This window comes from Robertmurraya sp. FSL R5-0851, assembly GCF_038002965.1.
Taxonomy (GTDB): domain Bacteria; phylum Bacillota; class Bacilli; order Bacillales; family Cytobacillaceae; genus Robertmurraya_A; species Robertmurraya_A beringensis.
In genome coordinates this window covers 1,701,613-1,713,612 of the sequence record NZ_JBBOOE010000001.1, presented here as the reverse complement: position 1 = coordinate 1,713,612, position 12,000 = coordinate 1,701,613, and the positions used below count along the sequence as shown (strand labels likewise).

The following is a 12,000-nucleotide window of genomic DNA, read 5'->3' as shown; positions in this document are numbered from 1 at the left end:
AGTGTTTTCAAATTTTCCATACGTCGAGATTCTCTACTAGAAAAAATCCCACCTTCCTATATAGAAGGTGGATTTTTTCATTATGTTCCTATTGAAGGACTTCTTCTCCTTGAAATATCCGATAGGCTGGAACGATGGTGTCGGAGACTATTTCTTTTCCTTTTTCACGAATGAAGTCCAGTTTATAGTAGGAGTCAAATCGTTGGCTGATTTCTGTTTTCACGAGCTCGGGCGGAGTGACAACGATAAATTGGAACTTTAACTTATCGGCAACTGCAAAGATTGGGTCAAGGACATGTGTGGATGCAGCTTGTCCGAACGGATTATCGCAGACTAAAGGAACCCAGCTTTGATCGGTTTCGCTTTTAACTGATAATAACATCATCATCATCACCATGCGAGCTGATAACTTTTGTCCACCACTGCCATCCGATTTTGTCTTAGAACCTTGATTAATGGTCTGCCAAGTGGAGTAATGCTCTCTTTGCGGTTTCCCATACATAAAGGCATTATCCGTTCTCATATTATAGACAAGTAGCTCAGGATATCGATTTCTCAGTGATACAAACAAAATTTGCTCGTCACTAATAAGCTGTTTAATTTCCTGGTCTAATAATCGATTATGATCATCAATCATATCAAATTGCTTTGTAATTTTATTTATCGCTGAAACAAAGTGCTGCTTTAATAACGGTTCAATATCTTCCGCCTTTTTAGGCAGGATGTCTTCTTTTAATTGGACGAGAGGGAAAGATCCTCGTTCATTTTTCAACTTCATTTTCACAATCATGGAACGAATGGCTTCTGAAATACTCATCACTTTCATACTAGCACGGCTAGCCCAGAAGTTTTGAGCCTTTTCTGCCCTTTCTTTGTCTCGTTCTAATTGTTCTAAACCACTTTGTGAGAATCGCTTCATATTTTTCACAATGCTTTGAATATGCGAGTAATGCCTTGTATCCATATGGTCTAATGTCGTTAACACTTCATTCTTAAAACGAATCTCCCAATCTTTTCCTTCAATTGCAAGCTTTAAGTTACGCAAGGATTGATCAATTTTTGCATGCTTTTCTTGTCCTTCTTCTAAAATCTCTTGATGTTTTTCGCACCAGGATAAGATACATGCTTTCCCTTGAGTCTTAATTAACTCTAGCTCATGTTCGGTAAAGACTGCTGCATCTTCCTTTAAGATCACGGATAGAGTTAACAAGTCCCCTTCATAACTAGCAATATTGGTTTCTGTTTCTTTCTGACGTTTTTCCGTCTTCTTTACTTCATCCTTCGTTATCTTCGTTTGGTCTTTTATTTCTACTTCCTTTACTTCTAAGTCAAGATCTGCCCATTCTTCAGGCTGTCTTTCATGCTTAGCTATCTTTTTTCCAGTCTTTTCACGCTGTTCAGTCGCATGCTGCAACGATGTTTCAGCCACCGTTACAGCCGTTCCTTGTTCACGTTCTTCCTTTTCCGCAGCCTTTGCTTCCTTCTGTGCCGTTTGCAGCATATTTTCTAAGATACTAATAGGTTCGTCAGGTGCAGAGGCCTTTTCCCACTCCTCATTTGCTGCTTTGAGTTTTTTCTCTAATTTTGTTTGCTGCTTTTGTTCGGTTTCTTTCTTTGCTTGAATAACGAGCAACTCTCTAGCTTGTTCTTCCTTTGATTTTTGAAGCTGTTTCAACTCTTCCATTCTCCCATTTATCTCTTCTAATAAATGAGTGGATAGGCGTGGAACTTCTTCACTTTGGTCGACTTTTTCATCAGGTGGAAAAGCTGCTCCTTCCATAAAGAACGCAATCTCCTTTATATTCTGTTCGGTTGTCAGCTTCCATTCTACATACGTATGATTCCACTTGGTTTGCAGCTCCACAATCTGTTGGTGCTCTTTTCCTAATTCTTGTTGCTGTAGGACCAAGGCTTCCTTTAGTTTCTCTTTTTCTTCTTTCACCCGTTTATTTTCTTGATGAAGTGTTTTTTCTTTTTCAAACTCCTCTAATGTTTCCACATCTTTTGTAAGCTTTTCTATTTTTCGCTTTGTGTGTTCCAATTGCTCTTTTAACTGAAGCTGAAATTCCTTTTCCTTTTCTTGTTGAATGATGATTTCCTGCAAATTAGCTTTCTTAGTAAGAAGAGCGTTCTGTTCCTGATTAAGTTTTTTTACGATATCACTAGATAATTCGCCTGATAAAAACCGATCGATTTCTTTTAACATACGACGTAAGGAGTTTTCTGTTTTTTCAATCTCAATCAGTGTATCTTTCTTTTCTTCTATTTGTTTAGCCATACTAATTTTCCAGTGGGTGAATTGATTCTTATCCGATAACAACTCTTTTTCGGTTCCGTTAATGATGACAAAGGAAGATGGGTGATTGTCGCTGTTCATTTCCTCACGCATGAAAATCGGAACCGGACTTTTAAACATTCTTCCTGATAGAACCTGCTGATTAATTTTTTGCCACTGATGCTGACTTACGACTAAACCGTACGGAAGGAGCGGATATGTTAAGCAATAATTCGCCATATCTTCTGCACGTAATGATTGAAGAAACTGTGTACCATAAAACACATCAATGCCTGTCTTCTCGTCGATCCATTCTTTTAATTCTTTTACATCTTTATTAGCAATCCAAAACCCCTCATCATTTAAGGAATGATCAAGCTGCGTTTCCCAAAGTTCTTTTTTAATTTGTTCCCCTTGTTGTCTGTTACCCGCCAGAAGTTCTTCTATCTGTAACGCATACTTTGATAAAAGAGAGTGAGTAAACGGTGCTGTGACATCATCTAATAAACCATGAAGCTTATCTAATAGTTTTGATTCTCTTTGCTCTTGCTCGTTATTTGCTACCTTTAATTCCGTGCACTTTTCTTCTGAAAACTGAATGGATTGGACGAGCGTACCATGGGAAGAGGCAAGTGAATTTTGCTTTTCACTAGATTCTTTATCTTTTGCTTGTATCTCTTCTAAGCTCGTGTTTTTGTCCTCAATTTGTTTTGAGAAAGACTCGATCAAGCCCTTTAAGTCATACGTTAAGCGGTCACCAAATTCTTTGATGAGTGCCTCATCTTTTGATTCAAAAGCATGTATTTGTGTATAAAGAAAATCCATTTCCGTACTAATTTGCGCGATTTCTTTTGTCTTCTGCTTATCCTGTTGCGAGAGCTCCGTTTCTTTTTTCTTTAAGAACTTCTGATAGCCCAAGTACTGCCTTACACCTTCTTGTATGGTTAGATAAGAATGCTCCCATTGTTGTGCTACTTCTTTTTTGATTTCATCCATTCTTTGATTCACTTGCTCTAAGCCACTATTTTGCTCTAAGATGGCAATCTGCTGTGACAGGGAACGAATCGTTTGTTCGTTCTCACTCCACTCTTTCAATAATAACTGAAAGACGAGCTGTTCTTTTCGTTCCAGTTTCTCTTTCACTATTTCTTGAGAGGAGGTGTGTTTTTTTCTTTCTTCTACTAATTTCTTATCCCACGCCATTACCTCTCGATGAGCTTTTGCATACTCCAAATTATCTTTTTGATAGCGTAGGTCTTCTTGCTTGAGTGTTAACTTCTCTAGGTCTTTTTCTAAAGTAAGTAACATTTCCGTTTCTGTTGTCTTCAAAAGTTCTAATGCACCAAGAAGTTGTCTTCCGACCTTGATACTTTCCTGAACAATTTCTTTATGTTCGACCCCTTTAGCTAAATGCTCTTCAAAGGGAACAATATCTTCTAAAAATTCTTTATGGGCTTGCTCTCTTTTTAAAAGAACAGGCAGATCCTTGGCAATACTAGCCTGACTCTTAAAAATCTCGACCAGATCATTCTTTTGGTGTTCCGTTCGATGCAAGACTTGACTAACGGTAGGAATAATTCGTTTTTGGAAAAGGGAATGATCATCTTCAGCTCCCTCAAAATATTTTCCTACTCCACCTTCATCCTTGTTGATATCCTTCATAATGTCCCAATCTTTACGGTTAATTCCGTATGTATCAAGGATGCGATAGTGCTTCTTTATATCTTTATAAACGTCATATCCATTCCATTTCAGATAATCTTTCAAACTTTCACTGTCAGCAACCTCGTCATTTTCATAAAGTGGAATATGCTCAACGGCGGCCTCTTCTTTCCGTTCAAATTCTCTCGTGTAAAATGTAATATTAGGGAGAATCTTTGCTTCCTGCTCTAAAGATTTACTTTCATTTCCACCTTCTTCACTCATCGAAATTCTCTGTTCAGCAGAGAACATTCCTCCAGTGATTAGATGTCTGCGATCGGCACCGTCTAGTTCCCATTGAATGAGAACATGAAAGGTATAAGGAATAAACTGCTCTTTATTATTAAAGAAAAATTGCTGATAATAACGATTGTTTTGTTTTCCCCAAGATGTTCCAGGTTTGAGAATTTGGAAGACCGTTTGCAGAAACACCCCTTTTCCGCCCCCGTTCATCATAGCGATGAGACCATTAGTTGACGTTTCTTCATTATGGAAGTTAAAGGTCGTATCTTTATATTGCTTTTGCATGCCATCATATTTCAGGCCAACAATTCTAATTCGATGGATTTTCGGCATGCTCATTCTCCTCTGATGTCATTAATTTTTTTAAAACTTCGTAACGGTCATAATCATGATACAAGTATTCAATTCTCTCAAATAGCTCCTGTTTTGGAATCACCTTTGGAATATCATCCCGATCCAGAATGACGATTAACCCTTCTGTCTCTAATAACCGCATAGCGCTGGCAATTAATCCGATTCTCGTTCTTCTATTGCCTTTTTTCAATCCATAATCCTCGGTGTCGACCTCCATGTATTTCCATGTAGTCACCATTTCCTTCATATCCAGTCGTTCTTCTTCTCCGAAATTAGGTTTCACTTTAAGAATCTTCTCCCAATTCATCATCAAGTCATTAACATACCGTTCTAAGGCATAGTAGCTAATGCCTTCCCGTTTCGTTCGAATTTTTGCCGCCTGGTTGCGGTCTATCGATGCTAAGAATGACATGATGATCACGCTGATCAGGTGAAAATGTTTTTTCGTTTCGATCTGGCGATGCTTCTCTTTCATATGAGTGAAATTCGTTGCAAACACCGAGCCAGTTGGCTGAACGACTAAATGGATGCGTTTGGGCGATTCAATGATATACGTACCTGATTCGTCTGCTAATAATAAAACCGTCTGTCTGACTTCCGGGTCAAAGAAGGTTTGGAAGTGTTCACTATTTTCTTCGATGACTTTATCTTTTAATAACGTAAAATAGACCGCTGACGCTTTTTTGATCGTTTCAGCATTCATCGTTTCTCCTCCTCTATACATAATTTAAAAGGGGTGATTTTTGTTTGGTACCAAACGATAGGGTCGGCTTCAGGATCAAACATGGTAAAGATTTTTGATCCTTCAAACACTTGAAATTGTGGATATTCTTTCATTAATTTATGGAGAAGAATTTCTCTTTCATCGCTCAGTGTTTCTTCCTTCCGGTGCAGCACTTGAACCTTTAACGGCTTTTTATCAAACATCATCCATAAATCAATCGTTTCAGATTCCTCGAACCACAAATCCTGCACTTCTAATGGCATGGTTGCAAGATCGGATAATGAAAACTCTCTATTTGTTTGTAAAAATTGAAACACATAACTCCACGCACTTATTACCGAATCCCAGTTCGTCACCCGTGGACGAGTTTCGTTTTCTTCTGCTTCTTCTATCACTTCAACATCCGATAATTGTTGTTCATCAAATTCTTGTTCTCCCCAAATCCAATCAAGAGGCAAAATAAACTCATTTCTCGGTGAAAATAACGAAGAGATTACGTTTTCAATGGCTTTAAAATCCTGAACGCCTTCTTTAAATAACCAATTTTCATACACATGCTCGCGAAAGGAAACCATGCTCTTTTCCCAAAACAATGACGGATTTTCTGCTTTTAATTTTAGTTCATACGATATATTTTGAATAACGAGCTTTGCAAAACGATCATGCAATTGCCTTGTATGACCTATTTTTTCTTGAAGAAGAATCAATTCCCTCTGAATATAATCATCTGCTTCATTTCTACGTTTCGTTTTTTCTATCATACTAGTAATCGTACGAAAGTGATTTTTTTCCTCTTCAAATTGCTTTTCTATTTCCACACGATTGTCTGCTCTTTGCCTTTCCTCTTCAACCAATAAAATTTTGGGATTGTTGATCATTTCCTTTTGGAAGGTGAATTCATTTGCCATTAAGCGGTTTACTCGTGAAATGAGGTGATCGAGGTTTCGAGTAGCTTTTCTAAAATTACCGTTTTTTATCAACTGCATACTATAGAGCTGTTCAATCGTTATCGAGAATTCCTCAGCCATTTCTCGGCTCATAAATATCATTTCCTGAGCGACATCTGTTAATTTATAGACAATTGAGCCGCCTATTTCTAGATTCGTATATAATTCATCCATTGTGACGTATCGGAAAGTTTGCGTTTCCCAAGATTGCCTTATTTCGTCGTAATATAAGGCTTCAAATGGTCTACTATATTCCTCTTTCCCCTGATATAAAAGACCACTCGTGATTCGTTCAATGTGTTTGTCATCTGCTAAAAGTCTCATTTGTTTAATCGAATCTTCGACCATATACTTGATATCTGATTTGCTTCGATGATCATCATCATTTAGTTCTCTATAAAAAATGGTGAGGAGCACTTGCATGAGGATGGTTTGGATATGAGGTTTCAATTCCCCTACTTCCATTCCTCTCCCAAGCTCAAATAGAGGATTTAATCGCTGCATTCGCTGGGCGAAGCCTTCCCATGATTCGTTCACATCCATCTCCTCCATGTTTCGATTGTTAACACTTCTTGCGGGATCCGCTTATTTTCCTGCCACAATTCTAGCAATAATGCTTGTTCCTCTTCAGTGAACCATTGGAAAAAGGAATCGCGGTATTTGCTATTTTGCGTCTGACCAGATTTCTGGTCATTTCTTTGTTCTGTACATTCAAGCATTTTCCGATAGATCTTTAAGGCAGGCTGAATACAGCATTCAGGATACTTTTCAATAAGCCGAACCAAGATTCCATATCCTGAGGCATCTAGATCTCCTGCGTAATAGAACAGATAGGATTTGGGCGGAAACATTCGAAAGAAAAAGGAAAAACTACGTTCAATTTTTGTCCCTTCCCCATAAATAATTAGTTCAGGTTCATAATCCAGTACGTTGTCCTCCAATAATTTAATGGAAGTATGAAAGAAAGATAGATTCTCAACAATTAGAACCCTCTGAATATCTTTTATTTCTTTTCCTTGTTTCATCCAAAATACAAAAGGCTCCCCGTAGCTCACCATTTTCAGTTGCTCTTCTGACACTCCAATTCTAGCTAAAAAGCCTTTGCCTTCGGGGAAACTGTCACCATCTAATAAAAATTTTTCATAACCAAACAGTTCCAAGCTTCTTTCTTCAAATGAAACGATTTCCCGTTCCTGATTGCTTTGGAGAAAAGTATAAACATTATGGATTCGTTTCCATTCCTCAACCGTTTGCCATTCAGGATGACGTTCATAATAAGAAAAATCAAACTGATCACTTAACTTCATCATCTCCAAACGATCCCACTTGGTAGACTGAACTTTGATATTCACCCAGTAATATAAGGGGAGCGCCGGTGTTCTTCCGTTATATTGATTATTTTGAATAGGAATCAATTGTCCTTCTGCTTGCAATGTTTCAATGGAATGATAAAACAACGAATAACCATCCATCTCAAAATAATCCTCCATCAGCTTACGCAACTGAAACTCTAAATCGTTAATATTAATCTTCTTTTTTTGTTTAGGGTGTTGAATATCTCCAATAAAACCTCTCACCCGTGTTTCAATGATATCTATAGTAATCACCTACTTACTTTACTTCGTGTCAAAGTCCTACTGTTATCCTATTTGGACATCCTTTTATTATAAACTAGTTGGTCTGTTGTTTGTAAGTGAATTGTTGGTTAAAAAAAAAGGACATGGTTGATTTTAGAAAACATGTCCTTAAGCTATTAGTTTACATATAAAACGAGAACATTTATTTAATTGACCGATAATGTGACAAATCAACCAGCTTGATTTCTGTTTCGGAAGGAATAATCTGTTAAGCATTCTTTTTATTCACATTCAAGATGTGAATAAGGTATTCATTCCTCATCCGGTGTTCAGCAATAGATCCCATCAGTCAAAACTTTATTAAATAACAGTGCATAACCAGCTAATCTCACGACATCACTAGCGTATAATTATTTAATAAATACCGTAGATACCGGTCCTAATCTACTAGTAGAAAAACTGTTCAATTCCAATGATTCGGTTCCTAAAATTGTCAATTTCTTTTAAGTTAGACCATATTACCCAGTCCTTTTTTCATGTATAATTAACCTATCAAAATAGAAAAGAGGAAGTATATTGGAAAAAGTATTAGTTTTTTTTAAAAAAAGATGGAAATATGTATTAACTGGATTAGTTGCTTTTGCTATTGGAGCGTCCGCCGGGCCATCGCAAGAGCAACTGGATAAGGTACAAGGCAAAGTTAATTCTTTGAATAAAAAACTATTAGTAAAAGAGGAAACAGTAGCAAGTTTAGAAGTTACTAACAAAGAATTACAAGCGAAGGTAGATGAAGCTGCTCCTTGGTTTCAAATGAAAGACGACGAGCGTAAACAAAAAGAAGCGGAAGCTAAGGCAGCCGAAGAAAAACGCTTAGCAGAAGAAAAGGCAAAGGCTGAGGCTGAGGCGGCAGCTAAAGCAAAGGCTGAAGCAGATGCAGCAGCTAGGGCTGAAGCAGAAGCAAAGAAAGGCTATGATACAGGGATTACCTATGACCAGTTGGCAAGAACACCAGATGATTTCATTACTCAAAAAGTTAAATTTCGTGGAAAAGTAGTTCAAGTAATGGAAGGCGATGGCACGACTCAAATAAGATTGGCTGTTAATGAAAATTACGACACCATTCTTTTTGCAGAATTTGATTCTTCTGTTGTTTCATCCAGAGTCTTGGAAGATGACATTATAACGATCATGGGTTTGTCTAGTGGTTTAATCACTTACGAATCTACAATGGGCGGCCAAATATCAATACCAGGTGTTTTAGTTGATAAAATAGAACAGTAAATGTATTTTTTTTCATTAGTATAAGAACATTAGCAATGTTTTTAGGTGGCCGATCAATTAACCGGTCTACCAGCGGGTAATCTTTGGAATGTAGAATCCGGAGATTACTTTTTTATTTCTAATCTTCTTTCTAATGTAAGTTAACCATGCTAACAAGATAAACCACCAGTAACCATTGTACCTATATCGATATTAGCTACGTCTCACACCGATATAGGTGTGGACTGACCGATTACCCTCTCTATCACACTCTTAAGCTATACTATAAAACATTGAAATCATACGTATATTTCCCCAAAAACACATACTATATAATTGTATTTAGGTCATTTGTTATAAAAATTTATCAATTAAGTTAAACCACGAAAAGCATTAAAATAATTATATCCTACATACTATAGGCTACGAGGAAATATATTATACCTAAGATTTTGGCTACTCCTATTTTTCACTAGAATAAGGTAACTTAAGCAAAGCACCTTCATTGGTTATTCTTACTGACATTCTGTTTGCTTGTAATATATGAACCTTTGAACATTACAAAAAAGTTATATGTTTTCCTAAAATAACAACCTATAAAAAAATCCACTATTCCTTTTAAAGAATTAGCGGATTATGCACCCTATTAACATAATTCGGTCACACTAGGTCTATGTAGTTTACCGAAAAAATGCAAGTGACTTTTTTGAAGACATATCATCGTTAACCAGAAACTGATTAAAACATTTCATAACTTTAGCTTTTTGGCGGGACTGCCTGGGAATCGAACCCAGCTATCCTGGCACGCAGGACACAAGCGGTTTTGAAGACCGTGGAGGACACCAGTACCCCAATCAGCCCCGTAAGAAGAACCGTGTTCAAAGTTGTTTATTTATAGACAACAGTTTAAGACACGGTTTCTATTATGGAGCACTTAACTCTATTTTTCAAGTAGTTTATCCTAATATACCACGTGCAAACTACCTTTCTGTTAGTGCTAATTCAAAAGCAAGTCGATTATGGATATTATCCCAATCTGCATTAGTGTTGTTTATAATCAATGATCTTATCGGTACACCTCGGAGAAACTCGTTCTCAGACTGCTTCCTCTCTTCCAAGAAATGCAGAACTCCACTTACCCCTGACAGTCCCCTTTCTTTCCCATACTCCTGACCTGTGTAATACCAGGTTATAAAATCAAACCATTCCACAGGACGTTCCTGCCGAATTTTCTCTAGGTTTTCTGCTACATTATCCTGTTCAAAATAAACGATTACTGGATCGAGCTCCGTAATTACATTGGTTATCTGATTTAAGAAATTGAAAATAATCTCTTTTGAACAATTATGTTTTGCTAGTAAAAACGTAAAAGGATTTTGTAAATAACAGCATTCTAGTATGTACTCATGTGCTCCTGATTTTGCTTTTTCAACAAATTCCTTCCACTTTTCCAAAGCAACCTCTACGTAATCTTCTACTGGAAGCTCATATACATCGAACGCTTTTAATCTCTCAAATAACTCTGGATCTTTTTCATACAAACTCGCGTACGAAATGTAATATCTCTCGCCTTTTCGAGTTGCCATCCCCCGTACCGAAGGACACTCTTGTTCAACCACATTCAATTGCTCCTCAGTTAGACAAGCGACAGACTCATGATCAGCCGGATGTTCTCGATTACCCTCCAAATATAGTTTTGCATTATCTCCTAATCTATTTGCTAACCATTTGGCACTGGTCGTTTTTCCTGAACCAGGGACTCCTTCGAATATATATAGTTTCGTCATACTGTTCTCCTTCTCCCATTTTTAAATCGCTTTTAAAACGTTTGCTTGTCTCCCTGCTAGAAGTTTGGCTATAATAATAGTATTAATCATGTTTTGTAGGTGAGTTTATGTTAAGTGGATGGTTTTCAATATTTATTATTTTTTGGGTGTTAATACTAGTCGGTTCGTTTGCAATCGGTGGATTTTTTATGTTTCGTAAGTTTTTAAAAAGAATGCCTCTTGAAGACGGCAAGTCTGTCCTCGATTGGGAAGAGCACTTTGTGAATGAGACTCGTGATCTTTGGCAACAGCCGGAAAAGGATCTTCTTGAAGATCTTGTGAGCCCTGTACCAGAACTTTTTCGCGATGTGGCTCGACAAAAAATCGCTGGAAAAATTGGTGAGCTAGCCGTAGAGGAAAAACGTCCGTCGATTACCGAAGAGCTCGTGATTCGAGGATATATTTTAGCCACTCCAAAACGGGACCATAAATTTTTGAAAAAGAAGCTTGCTGAAAACAAAATAGACATGTCACCCTATCAACACTTATTTTAAAAGACTGCTTTACATGAAGCGGTCTTTTATTTTTTAAAAAACGCCAAATCCATTATGATTTGACGTTCAAAACCTCATAATTTTGTCAGTTTTTCCTGGAATCTTCTAAATTGAAGATACATAGCAATTCTCCACGGAAGGATCATGGAAAAAGCTAATATAAAGAACATTCCGCTTAGTTCCCCATAGTCAATTGAAGAGCTTAATAGTAACTTTAGAATGATTCGTAACACGAGGAGTCCGAACAAAATAAACACAAAAGCACGTGAACGTTTTAGGTATATTTCATTCTCACGTATCTCAAACTTTGAAGTTTTTATTAACAAAATAGAAAAGACTAGTCCAACAGCCATCGCTTCAAACAATTCTAAATATGTCACTCGAAACATCGGAACAACAAACATTAGTGCACCTGTACTCATAAACACAGGTGGTAGTATAATTTTCCTTGCAGTGGCAGGTTTTTTCGCCGCTTTCATACGGACGAACATGGCCAAAATCGCCATTCCAATGGCCCCTATTGAAGAAGCAATAACAACCATGTTGTTCATATACTTTCATTCCAATCTAAGAAATATATTTTCCCTATAATTATAGCG

The 12,000-nt window shown here is 37.2% G+C and carries 8 protein-coding genes and 1 tRNA gene; 2 read left to right on the top strand and 7 right to left on the bottom strand.

All coding sequences use genetic code 11. From position 1 onward, the window contains the following. Nucleotides 1-88 precede the first annotated feature (88 nt). From MKX65_RS08835 to MKX65_RS08820, 4 genes are read right to left on the bottom strand one after another with little or no spacing between them, the layout of a single operon-like run. Complete coding sequence (locus tag MKX65_RS08835) at nt 89-4,552, bottom strand: hypothetical protein (protein WP_340903278.1); 4,464 nt, start codon at nt 4,550-4,552, stop codon at nt 89-91. After that, complete coding sequence (locus MKX65_RS08830) at nt 4,530-5,276, bottom strand: DUF6063 family protein (RefSeq protein WP_340903276.1); 747 nt, start codon at nt 5,274-5,276, stop codon at nt 4,530-4,532. Before MKX65_RS08830 ends, MKX65_RS08835 begins: the two co-directional genes overlap by 23 nt. Next, complete coding sequence (locus MKX65_RS08825) at nt 5,273-6,787, bottom strand: hypothetical protein (RefSeq protein ID WP_340903274.1); 1,515 nt, start codon at nt 6,785-6,787, stop codon at nt 5,273-5,275. The genes MKX65_RS08830 and MKX65_RS08825 overlap by 4 nt, the downstream gene beginning before the upstream one ends. Beyond that, on the bottom strand, nt 6,778-7,851 hold the full coding sequence (locus MKX65_RS08820) for a Wadjet anti-phage system protein JetD domain-containing protein (protein WP_340903273.1): 1,074 nt from the start codon (nt 7,849-7,851) through the stop codon (nt 6,778-6,780). Before MKX65_RS08820 ends, MKX65_RS08825 begins: the two co-directional genes overlap by 10 nt. Before the next feature lie 546 nt (nt 7,852-8,397). Here MKX65_RS08820 and MKX65_RS08815 point away from each other — a divergent pair. Next, the gene (locus MKX65_RS08815) at nt 8,398-9,102 is read left to right on the top strand and encodes a toxin regulator (RefSeq protein ID WP_340903272.1); all 705 of its coding nucleotides are present in this window, start codon (nt 8,398-8,400) and stop codon (nt 9,100-9,102) included. Nucleotides 9,103-9,846: 744 nt separating this feature from the next. Here MKX65_RS08815 and MKX65_RS08810 read toward each other — a convergent pair. Further along, a tRNA-Sec gene (locus MKX65_RS08810) sits at nt 9,847-9,943 on the bottom strand. Between the two features lie 118 nt (nt 9,944-10,061). Next, nucleotides 10,062-10,868 (bottom strand): hypothetical protein, encoded by an 807-nt coding sequence (locus MKX65_RS08805; protein ID WP_160545507.1) that lies wholly within the window; start codon nt 10,866-10,868, stop codon nt 10,062-10,064. Nucleotides 10,869-10,975: 107 nt separating this feature from the next. Here MKX65_RS08805 and MKX65_RS08800 point away from each other — a divergent pair, with 107 nt between their 5' ends. Continuing rightward, entirely contained in the window at nt 10,976-11,401 is a 426-nt protein-coding gene (locus MKX65_RS08800) for a DUF2621 family protein (RefSeq protein WP_160545508.1), read from the top strand. A 74-nt stretch (nt 11,402-11,475) separates the two neighbouring features. Here the strand turns inward: MKX65_RS08800 and MKX65_RS08795 are convergent, their stop codons facing one another. Next, nucleotides 11,476-11,943, bottom strand: coding sequence for a CcdC family protein (locus tag MKX65_RS08795; protein ID WP_340906197.1), 468 nt, complete (start codon nt 11,941-11,943; stop codon nt 11,476-11,478). Nucleotides 11,944-12,000 lie beyond the last annotated feature (57 nt).

Coding starts and splice junctions, on each gene's coding strand:
- MKX65_RS08835 (WP_340903278.1), bottom strand. CDS start 4,552: ATGCCGAAAATCCATCGAATTAGAATTGTTGGCCTGAAATATGATGGC.
- MKX65_RS08830 (WP_340903276.1), bottom strand. CDS start 5,276: ATGAATGCTGAAACGATCAAAAAAGCGTCAGCGGTCTATTTTACGTTA.
- MKX65_RS08825 (WP_340903274.1), bottom strand. CDS start 6,787: ATGGATGTGAACGAATCATGGGAAGGCTTCGCCCAGCGAATGCAGCGA.
- MKX65_RS08805 (WP_160545507.1), bottom strand. CDS start 10,868: ATGACGAAACTATATATATTCGAAGGAGTCCCTGGTTCAGGAAAAACG.
- MKX65_RS08800 (WP_160545508.1), top strand. CDS start 10,976: ATGTTAAGTGGATGGTTTTCAATATTTATTATTTTTTGGGTGTTAATA.
- MKX65_RS08795 (WP_340906197.1), bottom strand. CDS start 11,943: ATGGTTGTTATTGCTTCTTCAATAGGGGCCATTGGAATGGCGATTTTG.